We start from the raw sequence: 22689 nt of genomic DNA on the forward strand, positions 1-22689 counted from the left end.
GCTATTTTATTATTTATTTGGTGATTATATGGAACTTAAAGTAAATCAAGATAACTGCCTTGGATGTGGGGTATGTGTAGTTGCATGCCCAGTAAATGTTTCAATCAGTAATGAAGTTGCTGGTGGGCATGGATCTAGAACAGAAGAAGTAATAATGATGGTTGAAAATGGTGTTATTAAACTTTTTAGTGAGGACAAATGTACTAAGTGTGGAACTTGTCAAATGTTTTGTCCTGTTGATGCCATATTTTTAGAATAGAGGTGCTAATTATGACATATATTGAAAAACCACCTGTTCCAAATGTTGTTAAATATGATGAACCTATGGCAACTAAGAGAAATAAACTTGAAGTTATGCTAAACACTGGGTCTGATATTTATCAAGGAGCATGTAAAAAGAGAGGTTCTACTTTAAAAGATGAATATAGACATGCTTCTGGTACTGCTTATATGGATCCTAGAGATATGGCAAGATTAGGTGTTAAAAATTGGGATACTGCTTTAGTGAAGACTGCTTGGGGAGAAGTTGTAGTTTTTACAGCTCATTCCAGGGATGCTCCTCATGAAGGCCAAATTTTTATTTGTAAAGGGCCATGGGCAAATGTTGTTGTAAGTCCTGAGACTTACTGTTGTTGTGACCCTACATATAAAGGGGTTGAAGCAACCATTGAAAAAACTGATAAAGAACCATTACTTATGGCTGATTTAATGGCAGAAGTTTATATGAAATATGATAAAGATGCCGAAAAATCTACTAATTGTCTAACTGACAAAAGAATTAATGTAGGTATAACCAAGCCAGAAGAATAAATAGGAGATGTAAATATGGCATATGAAGAACCAATTACAGACTATGATGAAATAGTCGAAAATTGTACTTGTGCTTTCTGTGGTTGTAATTGTGATGATTTGGCCTATTTGGTTAAAAATGGGCATGTTGTTGGAGTAAGACATGCTTGTCGTTTAGGTGCAAGTAAAGTTATGGAAGATATGGATCAAAGATTATTGGTTCCTATGATTCGTAATGAAGAAGGAGATCTTGTTGAAACTGACTGGGATACTGCATTGGATAAAGCTGCAGAACTTATTGCTGGTGCTGTAAGGCCAGTATTCTATGGATGGAGTGAAACTTCTATTGAAACCATGAAACATGGTATTAAATTAGGAGAATTAGTAGGTGCAGTTTTAGATAATCAAGCTACTATTTGTCACGGGCCTTCTCTTCAGGCTGTTCAAAATGCAGGATATCCTGTTAACACTTTAGGAGAAGTTAAAAATAGAGCAGATATGATTGTATTTTCTGGAAACAACGCAATGAATTCTCATCCAAGACATTTAGGAAGATATTCTGCTTTCCCTAGAGGATATTTCAGAAAAAGAGGAAGATTTGACAAGACTGTTGTTACTATGGATCCAAGATATACAGATACTGCAAAGATGTCTGATATATGGGTAGGATTCGAACAAAATGGGGATTATGAATTTTACAATGCTATGAGGGCTGTTTTAAGAGGTAAAAAACTTAAAAAAGATGTAATTTCTGGAATTCCTAAAGAAGATATTGAAGAGCTTGTTGAAGCTATGAAAACTACTCAATATGGTTCTCTTTTCTTTGGTTTAGGATTAACTCATACTTTATCTAAACAAAGAAATATTGATATTGCGATTAATTTAATCCAAGATTTAAACAAGTTTACCAAATGGAATCTAGTTCCTATGAGAGGACACTTTAATGTTAATGGATTTAATATTTTCATGGCATTTGAAATGGGATTCCCATATGGTGTTGACTTTTCAAGAGGTTATCCAAGATATATGAATGGTGAAACTAACACTATTGATTTATTAACAAGACAAGAACCTGATGTTTTTATGGTAATAGCTGCTGATCCTGGAGCTCATTTCCCTGGAGGCGCTAACAGACATTTAGCTAATATCCCTGTTATACAAATTGATATTCATTGGGGGCCATCTACAGAACTTGCTGATATTGTTCTACCTGGTTCTTTCATTGGTGTAGAAGCTGCTGGAACTAGTTATAGGATGGATGGTGTTCCAATTTATATGAAAAAGGCTATCGATAAACCTGAAACTTGTAGGGATGACGAATGGATTGTTAGAGAACTCCACGAAAGAGTTCAAAAAATTAAAGGCTCACAGATGGCTGCTAAATAAATAGGTGATCTAATGGAATACATAATTAAAAATGGTATCGTTTATGATCCTACTAATAAAGTAGAAGGGGAAAAGAAAGACGTAATGTTTAAGGATGGTAAAATTGTAGACAGCGTTTCTTCTGATGCTAAAGTGCTTGATGCAACAGATAAAGTTGTTATGGCTGCTGGTGTTGATCCTCATTCTCATATTGCTGGGCCAAAATTAGTTGTTGGAAGATTATACAGGCCTGAAGATTCAAGAAGGGGTGTTAAACCTAAAACCGCTACTACTCGTGCAGAAACTGGATTTTCTATTCCAAGTTGTCCTGCAACTGGTTACAGATATTCAAGAATGGGGTATGGAACTGTTGTGGAAGCAGCTATGCCTCCTTTAGAAGCAAAACATACTCATGAAGAAATTTTAGCAATTCCTAATCTTGATATCCCAGCATTACCTTTGTTTGGTAATAACTGGTTTGTATTAGAATATGCAAAAGAAAAAAATATTGATGATTTGGCTACTTTTATATCTAAATGGTTGAAAATTACAAGAGGTTATGGTGTTAAAATTGTAAACCCTGGTGGTAGTGAAGCTTGGGGTTGGGGTATGAATGTACATGGGTTAGATGATCCAGTCCCATATTGGGATGTCACTTCTCGTGAAGTTATTCATGCATTAGCAGAAGCTAATGAAAAATTAGGACTTCCTCACTCTATACATCTTCATCCTAATGATTTAGGACATCCAGGTAACTATAATACTACAGTAGACACCATGGATCTTATTAAAGACATATCTAAAAATTCTCCTGTAAGAGATCAAACTGTTCACATGACTCATATTCAATATCACTCTTATGCTGGAAACAATTGGAGAGACTTTGAATCTGGTGCTGAAGAAGTTGCAAAATTTATTAATAAAAATGATTATGTTACTTGTGATGTTGGTCAAATTACATTGGATGAAACTACTACTATGACAGCAGATGCTCCTATGGAATTCGATCTTCACCAATTAAATGGCCTTAAATGGGCTAATAAAGATATTGAACTCGAAACAGCTGCTGGTATTGTACCATTTATCTACTCTGGAAGAAACAGTGTACACTCTGTTCAATGGGCTATTGGTCTTGAAATGTTCTTGATGGTAGATAATCCATGGCAAATCATGTTAACCACTGACAGTCCTAATGCAGGTCCTTTCATAAGATATCCTAGAGTAATATCATGGTTAATGAGTAATAAACGTAGAACAGAAATGATAGAAAATGGGGAAGTTCATAAAGCTGTTGGAAGAAAATCTTCTCTTGCAACTTTGGATAGGGAATATGATTTCAATGAAATTGCTACTATTTCAAGATCTGCACCTGCTAAAGCTTATGGGTTCACTGATAGGGGCCATTTAGGTGTTGGAGCTAGAGCTGATATAGCGGTATATGATATTAATCCTAATGATATTGATCCTTCAAAAGAATATGAAGCTATTGAACATGCATTTGGTAATGCTAATTTAACTGTTAAAGATGGTCAAATTATTGTTCAAAATGGGGACATTGTTTCTACTAAAGAAAGTCAAACTATTTGGACAAATGTTAAAGGATTAGAAGAAAAAGAAGATGCACTTATGGAAAAAATCATGCCAACATTTAATAAATATTACACAATTAAATTTGAAAATTATGTGGTACATGATCATTATGTGCACAACCCAATTGAAGTCAATATCCAAGCAGGTAAATAGGAATTAGAGGTGTTTAATTTGAAAACTATAACTTTTAATCAAAAGAAAACTTCTCCAATAGCACTTGAATTTGATGAATTAATCCCTGACAAAATTTATGGTTGGGAAAAATCCGATTTTGAAAAATATATGGTGCCTATTGGAAATTCCAAGTTTCCACTTTCTGACTACTTTGATGTAGAAGTGGAAGGAGAAGCTGAATCTCCTGCACAAGTTAAAATGATTCTTAATGGGGATTTAGGTAGAGTTAAATATATCGGTACTAAAATGACTGATGGTCAAATTATTGCAAACAGTAGCGTAGATCTTCATTGTGGTGCTGAAATGGCTGGAGGTAGTATCCTTGTTAATGGTGATGCTGAAAGTTATGCTGGCAGAGAAATGACTGGTGGGGAATTAGAGATTATTGGTAATGTAAAAGAATTCTGTGGTGCTTCTTATATTGGTGATTGGAGAGGTATGACTGGAGGAATCATTACTATTCATGGGAATGCTGGAAAACAACTGGGTGAATGTTTGACTGGTGGAGAAATACATGTTAAAGGTAACTGTGATATTCTCGCTGGTATTCACATGAACAAAGGCCTCATTCAAATTGATGGTGATGTAACCAGATGGCCAGGTGGTCAGATGCAAAATGGTGACATTGTTATCAATGGATCTCTTTCCAGGTTCCTTGAAGGTTTCGAACAAGAAGATTTTGTTAAAAATCCAACCATCTCTGGAAAATCTTTCTCAGGAAACTATATAAAGTTTACAGGAGATATTGCTAGAAATGGTAAGGGAAGTCTTTGGTTAGCTGCAGAGAAAAATAGACATTTACTCTACTAATCAATTTTCCTTTTTTTATTTTTTTTATATTTTTTATTTATTTTAACATGATATTTTTAAAATTTTGAATATTATTTAACTTTTTGATTTAGAAAATTTTATTAAATTTTCATATTTTGTAAAATTAGGGATATAAAATTTTATAATCAATTAATGGATTTAGTTGTATAATTTAAAAAATATGATATTAAAATTAGTAATGAATTCAATTTATTAATAGAATATTAATTAGATATTTATTTAATAAAAACTAATAATTTTAAAATTTTGAATATTATATTAAATATTATTTTTAAATAATATTTGATATATTGTGTTTAACTACTCTAAATATTAAGTGATGTTTATGAAAGAAGAGATTGTTTTAAAGCCTGATGAAGCTTTAGAATATGTTAAATTAAATGTAAAGGAAGAAGATGTATTAGAATTGTCTTATAATCGAGTTTACGCTCCAGGGGATGTTTTAAGCATACAAACTGAAGAAGAATTTGGGGAAGAAAATATTATTGTTTCTTTACATTTAAATGGTGAACTTGTTAGTGATGTTGTTAGGGTTAATTTGAATGATATTAAAGATGATTTGTTAGAAATAGGACATATTACTGATGAAAAAGAAACTATCATTGTTATAAAAGATTAATCAAACTATTTATAATTACTGGGTGAGATTATGAGTATAAATGAGCTTGAAATGGATTGTGATAAGGCTATTGAATATATTAAAGAAAATGTTCGGGTTTATGATATATTAGAACTTTCTTATAATAGAGTTTTCACTCCAGGTGAAGTCTTAAATATTGATACTTCTGAATATAATGGTAAAAATGGTTTAAAAGTTGTTATTCACGTTTCTGAGGAAACTTTCACTTCTACTGTTGAAGTAGATCTGGAAGAGGTTAAGGAAGAATTAATTGAAGTTATTCATATTCCAAAAAATAATAATGAAAAAACCATAATCTTAATTGATAAATGTGATATTTAAATGAAATTTTTAAGTAATTTAATAAGCATTTTTTAGAATATTTTAATATTTAATTTCTTCATGCTATAATTATGGACAATAAATAATTTCATTTACTATATAAATTCTAATTTTTTTATTTTTATTCTTTAATTCTTTATTTTTGATATGATTTAGATATCATTCTACAATTTATAATTTTCTTTTTTATAATTTTCTTTTTGACAGATTCTTAATTTTCAGTATTATTATTATTATTATATTTATATTTGTCAAGTATTGTAACATTTAATGATTTAAAACTCATATAAATTTCCTTATCATTTTTAATTTCAAGAACCTCTGCAGAACTTTTTGTTAAAAGCCCTCTAAATATATCTCCTCCAACATCCACACTAACTAAAACAGTTGGGCCTGTTTCTCTTATATTAATAATTTTTCCTTTCAATTGATTTTTAGCAGATGATTCAAATGATTCATTAGAAAATATTATGTTTTCTGGACGAATAGCAATTAAAATCTTTTTAATTCCTTTTTTATTTATTTTATCAACAAATTCTGTGTCTGAACTAGTGATCGTTGATCCACTGTCAAGTTTCACAATTACTTTTTCAAAGTCTGCTTCAATAACTGTTCCTTCAAAGATGTTACGAACTCCTACAAAGTCAGCAACAAAATTATTCTCTGGTTTAGAAAATACTTCATGAACCGAAGATAATTGGTGAAGTTTTCCATCTTTCATAACACCTACTCTATCTGCTAAATTCCAAACTTCATTAAAGTTATGAGTTATATGTATTACAGTTGTTTTATAATCATTCACGATTTGTTTAATCATTGAAGTTAGTTTACTTTGTGTTGTAATATCTAGTGCACTAAAAGGTTCATCCATCAATATTATTTTTGGCTCTACAATAAGCGCTCTTGCAAGTGATGTTCTTTGAGCTTCTCCTCCACTTAATGTAGATATATCTCGATGAAGAATATGTGAAATTTTCATCTTTTCAGCTATGTCTTTTATTTTTTCATCGATTTCTTCATCAGAATACTTTTTTTTAGCTCCATAAGCAATATTTTCATAAACATCCATATTTGGAAATAAAATGTTGTCTTGATATACTATTCCCATTCCCCTTTCTTCTGGATGCAAGTTGTTAATTGCTCTTCCATTTAATATGATTTCTCCTTTATTTGCTGTATAAAATCCAATTATTGTTTCTAATAGTACAGACTTTCCGCTTCCTGTAGGTCCAATGAGTACTATATATTCCCCCTCATGTATACTTAAGCTTATGTCTTTTAGACAGAAATTCCCTAAATCTACAGTTAAATTTTTTATTTCTAAATACATAAAATCACAAAATAAATAATATATTTATAAATTGCTATAAGTTGCTTTCTTTTGCATATCTTTCCATTACTGCTATGGTTATAAATGATATAATGACTAATAGTATTCCTGCTGTTATAGCCATATCAATATCTCCGGTTGACAAATTAAGATACATTGAAACAGCAAGTGTTTCTGTTTTCATTAATATGCCTCCTCCGACAAATAGTACTGAAGCAAAAGTTCCAATACATCTAGCAACTGTTATAATACTACTTGCAAAAAGTCCATTTTTCGACATTGGCAGTGTTACATTAATAAAAGTGGCAACTTCACTATATCCAAGACTCCTTGAAACAAATTCGTATCGAGGATCAATATAATTGAATGTAGAGTATAATGTTCTAACAGCATAAGGAAGCGCGACAAAAAATTGTGCTATTATTATTCCAGTACTATTGAATACTAGACTAATTCCCATACTATCAAGATAAGAACCAATACCATTTGATCCTAAAAACATTAAAAGGGCTATTCCTATGACAATTTCTGGAAATGCCATTGGTAAATCAATGATGATATTAAAAAAACCTTTTAAAGGGAATTGGTATCTGCTTAAAGTATATGCCATTGGAATACAGCATAACATAACTAATATTGCTGATACAATAGAAGTGGTTAAAGTTAGAGAAATTGCAAAAACCATTTCTTCTGAAAATAATGCGTTTATAAATCCTTTAAATGTAGGTATTAGGAACATACTCCCAATAACTACAAAAAATAGGATAGTTACAAATATAGTTAATCCTATAAATGATAATTCAAACTTTGAGCGCATTTTTTACCATCTTTTTATAATTAACTAATAAAACTATTTTTCATGATTATTTATTTATGGCTATGTATTGTAAAAAAATTTGAAGTTTAATAGTATTATCTATACTTCAAATCCCCATTCCTTCCATATTTTTTTACCTTCTTCAGATGTTACGAATTCTTCAAATTTTGAAGCAGCTTCTTTATCTTTTACAAAAGAGGTAATTCCAATAGGGACAGTACTTTCTATATTTTCATCATCTGGTATTTCAACAACTTGTATTTTTCCATCACCTTCTTTCCATACAGTCATATCTTCCCAGATTATTGTGGCATCAACTTGTCCAGTTACAATGTAAGTAAGAAGTTGATTAACAGTAGTGGTCGTAACTACTACATTGTCTCCTACTGAATCAGTTAGATTATTTTTTTCAAGAAGTTTTTGTGTAGTTTTACCAATTGCTGGACCATCTGGCTCACCAACAGCTACTTTAACTCCAGGCTTTGCTAAATCTTCAAGTGAAGTTATATTTTTTGGATTTCCTTTTTGAACAACAATCACTGGAACATTTTTTGTTACATTTTTAACAGTATTATTTTCCATATATCCATTATTCATTGCATCTTCCATATATTTGTAATCTGCAGGTAAAAATACATCTCCACTTTTTTGTGTTTCAAGTGTAGCGAATAACTCTCCACTACCTCCATATTTAGCATTTACTTTTATATTAGGATATTTTTTATTAAATTCACTAATAAGATCTGCGCCAACTTTACTAAAACCAGCACCGACTAATACATCAACACTTCCTTCCTCATTTGAGCCACTATTTGTAAGTGTACCGCTTAAATATACTCCTGCAACAGCGATTGCTGCAATTATGACGATAATTAAAACTATTATTTTACTGTTCTTATTCATATTATCCTTCCTAATTTTTTTAAATATTTCATTCATGAAATATTTTTCATATCGTCTGTATTTTTGTATTACCTTTTATATAAGTTTTTTTAATTAATTCTTGGTTATGCAATAATTTAACAATGTATTTTACCTAATAAAGTTAGAATAGTAAAAATAAGAACATTTTTTTGAATTTATTGTGAAGTTGTCTATGATCTTATATTATAAATTATAAAAAAATATATTTATATTATATCTATTTATTCTTATGAATATTAATATTATTAATTACAATATCATTAAGCTTATTATAATTATCTTAATTCTAAAAAAAGAGTTTTTAAATATATAATATTAATAAAATACTAAAAATAATATTTTACTTTATATAATATGGTCATAAATAATGTAATTATAAAAAATTTAATTATAAAATTAATTAATTTGGATTTTTATTATTAGTAACTTCTATTATTTATAATAAAATTTATTATTTATAATAGTTCCATTTCATCAATTTCAATTGTTCCTTGAACTGCTTTAATGTCAACATCGATTCCACTTTCTTTAATAGCGGCTATTTGGTTTAATCCACTACCTGTGACGAATCCAAAATTGTAACTATCTACTTTTGCATTATAAATAAGTTCTCTAGGTTTACCTATTTTAAAAATAGGTAATTTTATTTTTGCCATTCCATCAAGTATTTCTTTACTTTTTTCTCTTGCAATAAATGGAACTTCTTTTATTGATGCTAATATTCTTTTTGAATCATTAATATCTAAATTATAATCATCACTGCTTAAATGATTCTCATTATAATTTGATTTGTTAAGAACATAGGTCATATTTTTAAAAATGAATATTTCATGGGGGTCTATTGAAGAACCATCATATGAAATTAATTCTGTAAAGAAAGGACTTTTTCCTATTTCTAATACTCCTCCATATTTGGGGGTTGACATTATGCCTTTATTAATAAGTATTCCATCAGTTGACAAACTACAAACTGTTGCTATCCCTATTTTATTATCTTCATAATATTTTGTTCCTTTTTCAGGTTCAACTATCTTATAATAAGGACTTAGATACCTTTTGGATAATTTATAACTTTTACGCATTATTTCTATAGACTCATCTAGGTCTGATTTATTTACATATGATAAATTACTTATTAAAGTACCTTGGCGTGTTTCAACATCAAAATTAACATTTTGAATAAGATTCCATGCTTTTGAAAGTAAAAAGGAAACTTTCAATTCTTTTTCTTTAGCTGAAGGTTTTAAAATGCAATTTTGAAATTGATTTTCAGTATTCTTTGTAGATTTTTTTCTTTTTCTGCTAAGAACATTATTCACGGGATTTAATTTCTCAAAATTAGCCATTTCATCGCTTATTTTCATTTCAACAGGATATTCTAATTCTTTTAATGCACAGAGAGGAGTTATTCCTGCAATAATTGCAATACCTGCCATGCTCTCGTTTACATTGATTCCTAAAACTTTTTCTCCACCTTCTCCCATTGAAATAATTCCATTTATTCCAATTTTGTTTAATTTACTTAGAATTGATTTAGTTTTTTCAAGAGAATCTTTTGGTATAACTCTAAAATTAGCAGGTATAATTCCATTTCCTGTTTCAATAACATCTAAAACTGAAGTCATTCCATCTGCTATAAACGCATTTATGGGGGTAATAGATGTCTTTTTATAGGATATTAATTCAGTAAACCTTTGAGGAACATAATCTTTAACTTTTATAAGTCCTCCATAAATAGGTAAACTAGGAATTCCTTTTTTCAAAAGCATTCCATCAATTGTAGTTCCACATATTGTCCTTATTAAATATTCTATTTTATCGGTGCCTTCAATATTTTTTTTCTGCAGACCTATGCATGGACTTATGCTTAATCCAGATGAAAAAACATTTTTCATTATTTCCATAGGATTATTTTCTTTTTTATCTAATTCAGAGCCTTCTAATGTCAAACTTGAAACATTTACTACTAAATCTCCTTTTTTTGTCTCATAGTCAAAATTAGTTTGATATATCATTTCTTCAAACTTTGAAAACACAAAATCCACATGATCATATATAAGTCCATTTTTCAGCTGTAATTTTCCATATGGGGTTAATTTTCTTCCAGAATATCCAACTTTTTTTGTAAATCCTTTTTCATCAAGAATCTGCATATGATAACGAATAGTCCTTTCTCCTAAGTCGTAACCTCTGTTTATTAACTCTTTTGAAACAACTCTAGCACCAACAGGTTTTTCATATTCATTTATAATTCTCAATATTTCAATGATTTTTTCTTGTGATTCTGACATAAAAAACTCCTAAGAATCAGGGTATGCATTATAGATAATAATAATTAAATAATATTATAAAATTATAATAATTAAATAATAATATAAAATTATGCCATATATTATGATTTAATTATTAACTAATTATATTATTTAATTATTATCTAACTATATTATTTAACTATTTAAATTATCTAATAAAAAACAATTATTTATAATTAGAAATATCAAATATTATTTTAAATTATATTATTAATAATAATTTTAAAATAAATAAAAAATTAATAGTAGTTATTTAAAGAATATTGATATATAATATTTCTTTAAACCTCTACTATATTTAATTTATTAGATATAAAATATTATATCTATTTGTCATATTTGGCTTTAAATTTTAAATCTAAAGACTCATATATCTTTTTTGTTCATAACCGAATACTTGTATCCTATATTCGTCCCATTCTGCATATTTTGAAGCTAAGAATTTTTCACTTATGTGGGATCCAAGTCCTTTTTTAAGAACTTCATCTTCCTCGAATGCATGATATGCTTCCCATAAGCTTGCAGGTAGTGTGTTAATACCTTTTTCTTTAAGTTCTTCATCTGTTAATTTATAGATATTAAATTCTGCAGGTTCTCCTGGGTCTATTTTATTGTTAAGTCCATCTAAACCAGCTTCTAACATTGCTGCAAATGCAAGGTATGGATTACATGATGGGTCAGGACATCTATATTCAATTCTTGTTCCTTTTCCACGTGCAGCTGGGATACGAATAAGTGCAGATCTATTTTTAAGTCCATAAGCAACATAAACAGGTGCTTCATATCCTGGAACTAAACGTTTATATGAATTCACAGTAGGTGCAACAACTGCAGATAAACCTGCTGAATGTTTGAGTAATCCTCCCATGAAATATAATGCTTCTTGTGATAATCCATTTTCGCTGTTTTCATCAGAGAAAAGATTTTCTCCATTTTTGAATAAACTTTGGTGACAATGCATTCCACTACCATTTACTCCAAAGAATGGTTTTGGCATGAATGTTACCATATATCCCATATTATCTACAATAGCTTTGATAGCTTGTTTAAAAGTAATTACAGCATCTGCTGTTTTTAAAGCATCGTTAAATTTAAATGCAATTTCGTTTTGTCCTGGAGCAACTTCGTGATGGCTTCCTTCTACTTCAAAACCAAGTTCTTCAAGGTCAAAAACTAGCTTTCTTCTGAAGTTAGGTCCTTTGTCCATTGGTTCAACATCAAAATAACTTGCATCATCATGTGGGATATAATTTCCTTCTTCATCTTTATCAATTATGAAAAATTCTGGTTCTGGTCCAATATTGTAATTATATCCTTTATCACTAATTTTTTCCAGTGATCTTTTGAGGGTTCCTCTTGGATCTCCTTCAAATGGGGTATTATCAGTATTGTATATGTCACATATGAATCTACATACTCCAGTTTCTTCTGGCCTCCAAGGTAAAAGTGAAACTGTACTTGGATCTGGTTTCATTATTAAATCACTATCATTTATCTCAACAAAACCATCTACAGAGGATCCATCAAATAATATTCCATCATTAAACATATCTTCTAAGTCTTCATCGCTTCCAAAAGGAATAGACATGTTTTTTGGGATTCCATTAATATCCACAAATTGCAATCTTATAAATTTAATTCCTTTTTCATTCATTATTTCAATTGCGTTTCCTATAGCATCCATTAAATCTTCTCCAATATGAAATTAGCCAACTCATAATTTTTTGCTTATTAATAGTTTTTATTTTGTTTAAAAATTCTTAAACAAGCACTAATATAATCAATAATATATTCAAAGTAATATTTTAACCAATTAATTGGACTACATAAATTTTACAATTTTCATGATAATGGTTTATTGTATTTTTATGAGATGATTGATTATATTATCATTTTGACTTTTTTGTTTTTATATTATACAATAAATAAATTAAATTATATAATTGTAATAATTAGTAGTCGGAAATAAATTTCCTACTCATGACATATAAATATTTCTAATTTATTACTATCTTACCTATAAGTATTATAAATATTCTATTTCTATTTATCTATAATATTTGTTTTGTTCATAATCCTTATAAAATTTATCTACCAAAAAGTTTTTTTACTTTTTCTAGTTCATTAGGAATATTTATCATTTGAGGGCACATATGTACGCATTCTCCACATTTTGTACATGATGAAGCATAATTCTCCTCATCAAGAAGTGAAAAATATTGCATTGAGCTTGCTTCAGGATTATTCAACATTTTAGCTATATTATACTCTTTAAAACATGTAGGAATATCTACTTTTTGAGGACAAGGCATACAATAATTGCATTGTGTACAAGGAACATCTTTTTTATCTCTATAAGCTCTACTGACTTCTTTTATTACATTCTTTTCTTCAATAGTAAGTGTATTTGGGTATGAATTGTTTGCAATAGATAAATTTTCTTTCACCTGCTCTAAAGTGCTCATCCCACTAAAAACAGTACTTATTCCAGGCATATCCCATAAATATTTAAATGCCCACTCAACAGGGCTACGTTTTATTGGAGCACTATTCCAAATTTTTTCGACTTCTGGAGGAATATTATCAACAAGTTTTCCTCCTCTTAAAGGTTCCATTATCATGTTTCCAATATTTATACTACTCAAATATTGGACTCCATTTATTCCACTTTGGTAACCTTCATCTAGATAGTTCATTTGAGTAAGAACAACTTCCCATTCATATGAATCTAAAATTTCTAGTAAGAGATCTAATTCATCATGAAAAGAAAATCCAATGTGTTTAATTTTTCCATCAGACAATGCATTGTCCATAAATTCAAAAATGTTCAAGTCAGTTAAGTTTTTCCAGTAATCTTCTTTTAAAGAATGAATTAAGTATATATCAATACTTTCTGTTTTTAATCTATCAAGTTGTTGATCTAGAAAAATATCCATATCTTCTTTCTTTTCAACTATCCAACTTGGAAGTTTTGTTGATATTAATACTTTTTCTCGATATCCTGTTGATAAAAAATCTCCTAAAAATGGCTCACTTTTTCCAGGTTCATTAAAATCAAGTGTGTGATAAGAGTAAGCAGTATCAATAATATTTATTCCATTATCAATTCCATATTTTAACATTTCGGAAGCTTCTTTTTCATCAATCCTATTTGGTTGATTATTTATAGTTGGAAAACGCATGCCTCCAAATCCTAAAATCGATACTTTTTCACCAGTTTTTCCTAAGTCCCTATAAAGCATCTTTACACCTAATATTCTTATTTTTAATAATTTTCAACATTTTTTTAAAAATTTCGTAAATTAGTTTACTTATTTATTTTTTCTTTAATTATTAAAGTTATTATTAATTGATATTATTTTTATTAATTTTTTACCATTAATTTTTATTAAATAAATTTTATTAACTTTTTTTATTAACTATTTTATTAAATTTTTTATTAATCGTTTTATTTATTATTTCAACTAATTCTCTATTTTTCATTTTTTTATTATTAAATTAAAGGATTTGTTAATTTTTTTTAAATAGTTATCTTTATTATCATATTTTCCTTATTTAATTGGAATTTTAAAATTTAATAATATTATTTTGGGAGGTATTAATTGAATATTAATAGAATTAATTAATATTATAATTTCTAATTTTTGTATAATTTATTTTAATAAGTAATAACTAATTTTATTTTGCTAATTTATTAAAATTTTTCATTTTATTATTAGTTATTATATTATTTTTCGTGATTAAAATTATTATCTTAGTGATAATTATTATCTTAGTATAATTATCATCTTATTATAATTATTATTAGTATAATTATCTTATTATAATTATATTGATTATCTAATTTATAGATAGATATTATCTTATTATACTTTTATTTGATATTTTTTATAATAAGTAGTAATTTCTAAATTATTCGGGATTATATATAGATATAATGATTATAAAAAATTTTATAAACTATTTTTAAAAAAAGAATCAATTCAATAATGGCTTAATTTAAACAAAAATAAAAATGTATTATTTCCTGGGATATAGAAGATGCCGGGAGCGGGATTCGAACCCGCGGCCTCACGGTATCCCAGGAATTAGTCAGAGCACTGCTTAAAACCCTATGAGCCGTGCGCTCTAACCAGCTGAGCCACCCCGGCATCTGACTATCATCTATCAGATTATTATCACATTTATACTTTTCGATTATTTTCTTAGATATGTCCTTATTTTAAATATATTTCAATAATAAGTCATCCTATTTAATTACATTTCACTAACTATGATATATTTATCTATTATTATATTAACTATTTTGAATGAATATTAAGATATAATGAAAAATATTATAAATAGGGAATATAAATATTATAATTGAAGTTATTGCTATATATTTCAACTTTTTATATTTAAATGGAAAATTATTTTGTAAATTATAATTGGTAAATACATAAAATAAATTAATAACTTAATTTAATTGATTTGATAGAATATAGTTCTGAATAATTATATTTTATCTTAAATTTAAATAACTATTGTATGGAGAAATGTGATGAGTAAAAATTATCAAGTATTATTTTTTATTATTATTGTTCTTCTTATTATTGCTTCAGCAGCTGCTACTAATATGTTATTTTTTGATAAAAATTCTATTAGTATTGATTATATAAATTCTGAAAATGGTGCTAATGTTAAGGAAAATATCATTTTAAAGGATAATATTATTAAATATACTAATAATTCGAATTTTACTAATTCTATAATTGAATCAGCTAAGCATGGAACTCCCGTAATTAGATTTGGAAATGGTGAAGCTCCAGTAACATTTATTGTTGCAGGGGTTCATGGAAACCAAATTCCTCCTCAATTAGCCACTTTGAGACTTATTGATTATTTAGAAAATAATAAAATACATGGAACTGTTTATATTGTTCCTTTTGCAGCTCCTAGTTTAACTGCTAGTAATGAAAAACTTTTAAATGGGGAAAATTTAAATACTGTTGCTGATGATGTAGGAACTCCTACAAATGACATTGTAACATATGCAATTAGTAAAAATTCTAATGTTGTAGGGGATTTTCATTCAACTGCTCCTGGTGCTGTACCAGGTCATAATGTAATAATGTGTTCTCAATATCCTACATATGAAAGTTATATTTATGCACTTGAAATGACTAAATTTTTAAATGAAGGTTTTGAACTTCATAAAATTGCCGGAGTTGATTATGAAGGGGCAGTTGAAGATGTTTTAAATATTGAGGGAACACCTTCTGTTACAGGATTATCCACATCCCCACATGGTGAAGTTGCTTCGGGTAGTGTTGAAAATTCTTTTAATCAGATGTTAGCTTTATTAAAATCTAATGGCAATATTTAAATTTTTATCTTTTTAGAATAATAAATTTCTTCATATTTTTAATTTTTTATAATTTATTTTATTATTATTATTTTTATCAAATTATTATTATTTTTATCAAATTTTTACCTTAATTTTTATTTTAATTAAATTATTTAATTATTATTTATATAAAATGAAATCTAAATATAAACTTAAATTTAAGATTATAATATGTGATTTTTATGAGTAAAGTAAAAAATATGAATTTAGCTGATGATGGTATCAAGAAAATTAAATGGGTTCAAAAACACATGCCAGTTCTTGAACACATTAAAAAAGAATTTGAGCGCACAAAACCTTTTGAAGGAATAACTATTGGGTCTTGTCTTCATCTTGAACCTAAAACAATTAATCTTGGATTAACTCTTCAGGCAGGAGGTGCAGAAGTTGCAATGACTGGCTGTAATCCATTATCTACTCATGATGATGCAACAGCTGGGGGGGCAGCTCTTGGTCTTAATATGTATGGTTGGAGAGAAGAAACAGAAAAAGAATATTATGAAACTATAAATGATGTACTTGACCATAAACCAGATATAATAATAGATGATGGTGCAGATATGATTCTAGTTCTCCATCAAGAGAGAAGAGAATTACTTTCTAAAGTTAAAGGGGCTTGTGAAGAAACCACTACTGGGGTTCATCGATTGGAAGCTATGCATGCTGATAATGCTCTTAAAATTCCTCTTATAGCTGTAAATGATGCTTATACTAAATATTTATTTGATAATAGATATGGAACTGGTCAATCAACATTCGATGCTATTATGGGAACTACTAATATGTTGATTGCTGGGAAAACTGTTGTTGTTTGTGGATATGGATGGTGTGGTCGTGGTGTGGCTACTAGGGCAAATGGATTAGGTGCTAATGTAATTGTAACTGAAGTTGATGCAATAAGGGCACTTGAGGCAAGAATGGATGGATATAGGGTAATGCCAACAAAAGAAGCAGTAAAACATGCTGACTTATTAATCACTGTCACTGGAAATATAAATGTGGTTAGTGGAGATGATTTTAAAAATATGAAAGATGGTTGTATGTTGGCGAATTCTGGACATTTTAATGTGGAGATTAATAGGACTGATCTTGAAAACCAATCAATATCTATTGAAAATGTAAGAGAAAGTGTTGAAGAATTCACTATGAAAGATGGAAGAAAAATTTATCTTTTAGCTGATGGTCGTCTTGTTAATTTAGCTGCTGAAAGAGGTCAAGGACATCCTGCAGAAATCATGGATTTAAGTTTCGCTGCTCAAGCACTTTCAGCTAAATATATAATTGAAAATGATCTTGATATAGGTGTAATGAAGTCTCCTGATGAACTTGATTATCAAATAGCTAGTTTAAAACTTAATGCAATGGGAATTGAAATTGATAATTTATCTGAACGTCAAACAGAATACTTAAGTAACTGGCAAGAAGGGACTTGATTATTTGGTATTATAAATTAAACTTTTATAATAGATTTTTTACATCTTATCTTTAATATATTTAATATCTTAGGTCTTATCTTTAATATATTTAATATCTTAGGGTTTATCTTTAATATATTTAATATTTTAGGTTTTATCTTTATATATTTCATATTTTAAGGCTTATCTGACATATTTAATCTTTTTATTATTTTTGAATTGATTTAACATTTTAGATTTTATTTATATAAGTTTAAAAAAATTTATTCTTTATTTATTCCTTTAATATGTCATATTATAGATTTATCGATAAAGGGGATGGCTCTACAAAACTTTTTTTAGGGGGTGTTCATGGCCGTGAAGGCGAAACTACTATTGATTTTTTTAAATCACTTTCTTATTCTGATTTTTCGATAGGTAAAACTTTTATTTATAATTTTGATAATACTAAATATATATCTACTATAAAAGAAGAATATTATGAATCAAAATTAGGTAAAAAAATTATAAATCTTATTAATAAGCATAAACCTGATTTTTATATTGAACTTCATTGTTATAATATTAAAAATCATGAAAAATTAATTTCTCCTAATAGGAGAAAATCTCAAGGTGTTCCTCCGCTTATTGATCTTGAGAATAATGTTCTTATTAGTTCTGTTTCTCCACTTATTAGGAAAAAATACTTTAAAATGGAAACAGTTTGTAAAACTTTAGAAATCCCTTGTTTTAATAAAAAATTCTATAATGAATCATATAAAAAACAGTATAATGGCAATGAAATATTGTATTTGAATAACCTTGATAAAAAGAGTAAATTATCAGTTAATACATATTTAGATATTATTAAGATATTGGCTAAAGTAAAAAATAGGGAAGAATTTCAAGAGATAATGATTAATAAATATCCAAAACAGGTGGAACTAGCTGTAAAATATGCAAAAGAAATTTTTGGTGGAGAATTTCCTCCTTTTTAGAGGTATTTTAATGAGAAATCCATGGGAATCATTAGATTTGAATATTTATGAAAAACATATGAATTTAAAAAATGTTGCACAAATTCCTCTTCTTAATAATATAATGAAATCTCAATTTTCTTATATAGATATTGATTCTGTAGCTATTTTTGGAGTAGCTGGTGGAAATGGATTAGAACATGTAAATAATAATCTTAACAAGATTTATTGTATTGATATTAACATTGAATATTTAGATGCAATAAAAAAAAGATATTCTCATTTAAATAACTTAATTTTTGAGAATTTAGATTTAAATGATAGTTCTATAGATTTAAAAGAAGCAGATTTAGTTATAGCTAATTTAATAATTGAATATATTGGATTAAATAGTTTTTTAACTCAAATAAAAAAAATTCGTCCTATTTATGTTTCATGTGTGATTCAAAATAATACTAAAAATATTAAAAATAGTTTTGTTTCCGATTCTATATATTCTGATTCTTTAAAAGAAATTTCAAAATTAGGGTTTTTCATTAATAAGGCAGAATTAATAAATAAAATGAATAAAATAGATTATAAATGCATATTAAATGAAAAATATGATTTACCATACAATAAAGCATTCATTCGTTTTGATTTTAAAAAAGTCATATAACTTTCTTATAGTTTTTTATTTTCCAAACCAATCTTCTAAACTTTTTTGGGTAGTATTAAGATTTTCCATTTTTTTTACAGCACTAAGAACTCTTTCTTGTGAAAAGTCATGTTTTCCACACAAAAATTCAATTATTTTGGTTTTATCAACTTTTTTCCATTTTATTGAATAATTTTTATTAATTTCTGGCTCTAAAAAAATATTTTTGATATCATCAATATCCATATCAAATTTAATTCCTTTCTCATTCATATAACTTTCAATATTGGAGTTTTTAACTATTTTAAGTCCAGTTTTTGCACCAATCCCTTTTATCCCTGAATTAAAATCAGTACCCACCATTAATGCAATATCGACTAATTGTTCTCTATTTATATTTAAGTCATTTAAAACTTTTTCAAGTTCTAAATATTCTAAATCAGATAAATTACCACTTATTGTAAGATTTCTAATAATTTTTTCAGCACCAAACAATAGACAATCATAATCTTGTGAAGCAACAGCCCATGCATCTCCATTTAGGACCATGTATGAAGCTTGGGCTTCACCTTCTCCAAATGATTGAACATAAGGAATCCCCATAATCTGAAGAAGCTCTTTTGAAGACTCAAGAATATATGGTGACATTCTAGATGATCTTTTTGCAAACTTCATTGCAGTTTCATCATCTCCTTCTTTAAGGGCATCTTTCCATTTTTTTTCAGCATCCTGTCTAATTTTTCGCCTTTCTTTTATTGTGTTTTCTTTATGCTCTGAAGGCTCTCCATCAAAAACATAAATAGGTTTAATTCCTTTTTCAACTATATTTGAGGTTCTGTAAAGTAGCCCACTTAAATGAGAAGTTACATTTCCTTGACTGTCCATTAATGGAGTTCCATCAACTTGGCGTATACTTGATAGAAATTGATATATGGAGTTAGCCGCATCTATTGCTATTATTTTACCATCTAAATCTTTAAAATTTATAATTTCTGGATTTACTATGTCTTTGAATTTAACTCCCATATAAACACCTTAGGAAAGCAATAATCTTACTTTTAAAATTTTTATATAAATTTTCATTCTTCGATTTATATTATTTAATTATTAGATTAAAATATATTCTATTAATTTAATAGAAAGTCTATTATATATTGTTAATCCTTATAATTTTTCAAAAAAGAGTCAATAGGAAATTTTTCTTCAATCCAAATTAATATCTCATCATTATGGATAATATTATAATCCCTACTCAAAAAATTAACATTAGTTTTAAAAATATTTTTCAATTCTTCGTTCGGATTATCTTCAATTTGAACTGATTGTATTTCTCTTCTAGATTCGATGTTGTATTTTCTTAAAATTCTTCCAATAGGAATATCTGCACTTATTAAGTCTTTTTTAAATTCTGAAGTTAATCTTTTAATAGGAATATAGGATGTTGCATAAATTAAAGGTTTAGATTCATTAAACATAACAACAACCCGATAGTTCACTTTTTCTCCTTTTTTAATATTAAGAAGCTTTGCTATATTTTCATCTGCATCTTGAAATTCTTGTTTTAATGTCTTAATTTTAATTTCACCAACTAAAACATCAAGTATTGTTGTAACAGAACCATCAGTTGCTAATAGTATTTTTTGTGTGTTTGATAATTTAAATCCTTTTTTCTCAAGTTTTCCGATCTTATCAATAATCCTAAGCTCTTTGTTATTCATAAACCTTTCCTCTTTTATTTGAATAAAATAGATATCTTAAAATTTGTTTTTAATTTTTCCATATTTCTTTTTTTCTATAAAATATTTCCTATTTAATTTTAAAAGAATTATTGATCTATTTTAAAGATCATATATTAATAAAAATTCATATATTAATAAAACACTCATATAAATAAAAAGTCATATTAATTGTAAAAATTATATATTCTCTGGACTTTCAATATATCCTTTTATAACTGAGCTAGCAACTACTCCTGCATTGGATAGATAAACTTCAGACTTAGGATCTCCCATTCTTCCTTTGAAGTTTCTGTTTGTTGTGGAAATACTAACTTCTCCTTCACTTAAAACACCCATATGTCCACCTAAACAAGGACCGCACCCAGGGTTACAAATAATTGCTCCTGCATCCATAAATGTCTTTATAATTCCTTTGTCCATTGCTATTTCATATATCTCTTTTGATGCTGGAGAAACAATTAATCTTGCATCTGAATGAATTTTTTTACCCTTTAAGACTCTTGCGGCCTGTTCAAGATCTTCTAATCTTCCATTAGTACAAGAACCAATAAAGCCTTGATCAATGTGTGTTCCAATCACATTTGATATTTTTTTAACGTTATCAACATCATTTGGGCATGCAATTTGTGGTTCCATTTCGCTTATATCAAATGAGAATTCTTTTTCATAAACAGAATCATCATCTGATTTTATAATGTCTAATTGATTAATAGATTTATTAGTTCTTTTTGTAATATATTCTAATGTATTTTTATTAGGTTCCATTATGCCGTTTTTTGCACCCATTTCAATAGCCATATTTGTGATTGTCATTCTAGAACTAACATCTAAGTTTTCAACGGTCTCACCAAAAAACTCTGTAGATTTATATGTAGCTCCATCAGAACCTATATCTCCTATTATATTTAAAATAATATCTTTTGAAGTCGTATTATCTGGCAATTTCCCATTAATTTCAATTTTATAAGATTCTGGGACCATAAACCAAGTTTTTCCAGTTGCATAAACCATAGCTATGTCTGTTGCACCCATTCCAGTTGAAAATGCTCCAAATGCCCCATAAGTACAAGTATGAGAATCAGCACCAACAATAATCATTCCTGGTTCTACTAATCCTTTTTCAGGCAAAACTTGGTGACATATTCCTTCTCCATTAGTATAAAGATTTTTGATTTTTTGTTCTTTTCCAAAATTTCTAGCTACTTTATGAAATTCTGCAGAGCCTATGGTATTTGGAGGTACAGTATGATCAAATACTATTGCAATTTTTTCTGGATTCCACACTTTTTTGGCTATTTTTTCAAAGGTTTTAATTGCTGGTGGTGAAGTCCCATCGTGAGACATAGCTAAATCTACATCAACTTCGATTATTTCGCCAGGAATTACATCATGCCCAACTTTTTTTGAGAGAATTTTTTCAGTAATATTCAATTTTAACACTCTTTAGTATTTATTAAGTC

The 22689-nt window shown here is 27.9% G+C and carries 20 protein-coding genes and 1 tRNA gene; 11 read left to right on the top strand and 10 right to left on the bottom strand.

Features of this window, described 5'->3' with window-relative positions:
• Nucleotides 1–28 precede the first annotated feature (28 nt).
• The 7 genes from Q0087_RS03400 (at nucleotide 29) to Q0087_RS03430 (ending at nucleotide 5710) form a co-directional block, all read left to right on the top strand.
• Nucleotides 29–259 carry a ferredoxin family protein gene (locus Q0087_RS03400; protein ID WP_297898272.1) on the top strand — a complete coding sequence of 77 codons (231 nt, stop codon included), beginning with the start codon at nucleotides 29–31 and terminating at the stop codon, nucleotides 257–259.
• Between the two features lie 65 nt (nucleotides 260–324).
• Nucleotides 325–810, top strand: a complete 486-nt coding sequence (locus tag Q0087_RS03405; RefSeq protein WP_297898309.1) for a molybdopterin dinucleotide binding domain-containing protein — start codon at nucleotides 325–327, stop codon at nucleotides 808–810.
• A gap of 15 nt (nucleotides 811–825) precedes the next feature.
• Complete coding sequence (locus tag Q0087_RS03410) at nucleotides 826–2175, top strand: formylmethanofuran dehydrogenase subunit B (protein WP_297898273.1); 1350 nt, start codon at nucleotides 826–828, stop codon at nucleotides 2173–2175.
• Between the two features lie 12 nt (nucleotides 2176–2187).
• A complete protein-coding gene (locus Q0087_RS03415; protein ID WP_297898274.1) occupies nucleotides 2188–3897 on the top strand; it encodes a formylmethanofuran dehydrogenase subunit A in 1710 nt (569 codons plus the stop codon).
• 9 nt (nucleotides 3898–3906) lie between these two features.
• A complete protein-coding gene (locus Q0087_RS03420; protein WP_297898275.1) occupies nucleotides 3907–4728 on the top strand; it encodes a formylmethanofuran dehydrogenase subunit C in 822 nt (273 codons plus the stop codon).
• A gap of 346 nt (nucleotides 4729–5074) precedes the next feature.
• A complete protein-coding gene (locus Q0087_RS03425) occupies nucleotides 5075–5368 on the top strand; it encodes a DUF2097 domain-containing protein (protein WP_297898276.1) in 294 nt (97 codons plus the stop codon).
• Between the two features lie 30 nt (nucleotides 5369–5398).
• Nucleotides 5399–5710: a DUF2097 domain-containing protein gene (locus tag Q0087_RS03430; RefSeq protein ID WP_297898277.1), complete on the top strand. Its 312-nt coding sequence runs from the start codon at nucleotides 5399–5401 to the stop codon at nucleotides 5708–5710.
• A gap of 211 nt (nucleotides 5711–5921) precedes the next feature.
• Here the strand turns inward: Q0087_RS03430 and Q0087_RS03435 are convergent, their stop codons facing one another.
• From Q0087_RS03435 to Q0087_RS03465, 7 genes are all read right to left on the bottom strand, one after another.
• The gene (locus Q0087_RS03435; protein WP_297898278.1) at nucleotides 5922–7040 is read right to left on the bottom strand and encodes an ATP-binding cassette domain-containing protein; all 1119 of its coding nucleotides are present in this window, start codon (nucleotides 7038–7040) and stop codon (nucleotides 5922–5924) included.
• Between the two features lie 34 nt (nucleotides 7041–7074).
• Nucleotides 7075–7857 (bottom strand): ABC transporter permease, encoded by a 783-nt coding sequence (locus Q0087_RS03440; RefSeq protein WP_297898279.1) that lies wholly within the window; start codon nucleotides 7855–7857, stop codon nucleotides 7075–7077.
• Between the two features lie 99 nt (nucleotides 7858–7956).
• Nucleotides 7957–8760 (bottom strand): molybdate ABC transporter substrate-binding protein, encoded by an 804-nt coding sequence (modA, locus tag Q0087_RS03445; RefSeq protein ID WP_297898280.1) that lies wholly within the window; start codon nucleotides 8758–8760, stop codon nucleotides 7957–7959.
• A 476-nt stretch (nucleotides 8761–9236) separates the two neighbouring features.
• Nucleotides 9237–11072, bottom strand: a complete 1836-nt coding sequence (locus tag Q0087_RS03450) for a DUF128 domain-containing protein (protein ID WP_297898281.1) — start codon at nucleotides 11070–11072, stop codon at nucleotides 9237–9239.
• A 379-nt stretch (nucleotides 11073–11451) separates the two neighbouring features.
• Nucleotides 11452–12777 carry a type I glutamate--ammonia ligase gene (gene glnA / locus Q0087_RS03455; protein WP_297898282.1) on the bottom strand — a complete coding sequence of 442 codons (1326 nt, stop codon included), beginning with the start codon at nucleotides 12775–12777 and terminating at the stop codon, nucleotides 11452–11454.
• Nucleotides 12778–13180: 403 nt separating this feature from the next.
• Entirely contained in the window at nucleotides 13181–14335 is a 1155-nt protein-coding gene (locus Q0087_RS03460) for an aldo/keto reductase (RefSeq protein ID WP_297898283.1), read from the bottom strand.
• An 800-nt stretch (nucleotides 14336–15135) separates the two neighbouring features.
• A tRNA-Met gene (locus tag Q0087_RS03465) sits at nucleotides 15136–15244 on the bottom strand.
• Between the two features lie 392 nt (nucleotides 15245–15636).
• Between Q0087_RS03465 and Q0087_RS03470 the strand changes: the two genes are divergently transcribed.
• The 4 genes from Q0087_RS03470 (at nucleotide 15637) to Q0087_RS03485 (ending at nucleotide 19511) form a co-directional block, all read left to right on the top strand.
• Nucleotides 15637–16461 (top strand): succinylglutamate desuccinylase/aspartoacylase family protein, encoded by an 825-nt coding sequence (locus tag Q0087_RS03470; RefSeq protein WP_297898284.1) that lies wholly within the window; start codon nucleotides 15637–15639, stop codon nucleotides 16459–16461.
• A gap of 203 nt (nucleotides 16462–16664) precedes the next feature.
• Complete coding sequence (locus tag Q0087_RS03475) at nucleotides 16665–17915, top strand: adenosylhomocysteinase (protein WP_297898285.1); 1251 nt, start codon at nucleotides 16665–16667, stop codon at nucleotides 17913–17915.
• A gap of 269 nt (nucleotides 17916–18184) precedes the next feature.
• Nucleotides 18185–18874, top strand: coding sequence for a DUF2119 domain-containing protein (locus Q0087_RS03480; RefSeq protein WP_297898286.1), 690 nt, complete (start codon nucleotides 18185–18187; stop codon nucleotides 18872–18874).
• A 10-nt stretch (nucleotides 18875–18884) separates the two neighbouring features.
• Nucleotides 18885–19511: a hypothetical protein gene (locus tag Q0087_RS03485; protein ID WP_297898287.1), complete on the top strand. Its 627-nt coding sequence runs from the start codon at nucleotides 18885–18887 to the stop codon at nucleotides 19509–19511.
• A gap of 15 nt (nucleotides 19512–19526) precedes the next feature.
• Here the strand turns inward: Q0087_RS03485 and fen are convergent, their stop codons facing one another.
• The 3 genes from fen to hacA form a co-directional block, all read right to left on the bottom strand.
• Complete coding sequence (gene fen / locus Q0087_RS03490) at nucleotides 19527–20516, bottom strand: flap endonuclease-1 (RefSeq protein ID WP_297898288.1); 990 nt, start codon at nucleotides 20514–20516, stop codon at nucleotides 19527–19529.
• A gap of 131 nt (nucleotides 20517–20647) precedes the next feature.
• Entirely contained in the window at nucleotides 20648–21208 is a 561-nt protein-coding gene (locus Q0087_RS03495) for a chorismate lyase (RefSeq protein WP_297898289.1), read from the bottom strand.
• Between the two features lie 198 nt (nucleotides 21209–21406).
• Nucleotides 21407–22660 carry a homoaconitase large subunit gene (gene hacA, locus Q0087_RS03500; RefSeq protein WP_297898290.1) on the bottom strand — a complete coding sequence of 418 codons (1254 nt, stop codon included), beginning with the start codon at nucleotides 22658–22660 and terminating at the stop codon, nucleotides 21407–21409.
• Nucleotides 22661–22689 lie beyond the last annotated feature (29 nt).

Source organism: uncultured Methanobrevibacter sp. (assembly GCF_937881195.1).
Classification (GTDB): domain Archaea; phylum Methanobacteriota; class Methanobacteria; order Methanobacteriales; family Methanobacteriaceae; genus Methanobinarius.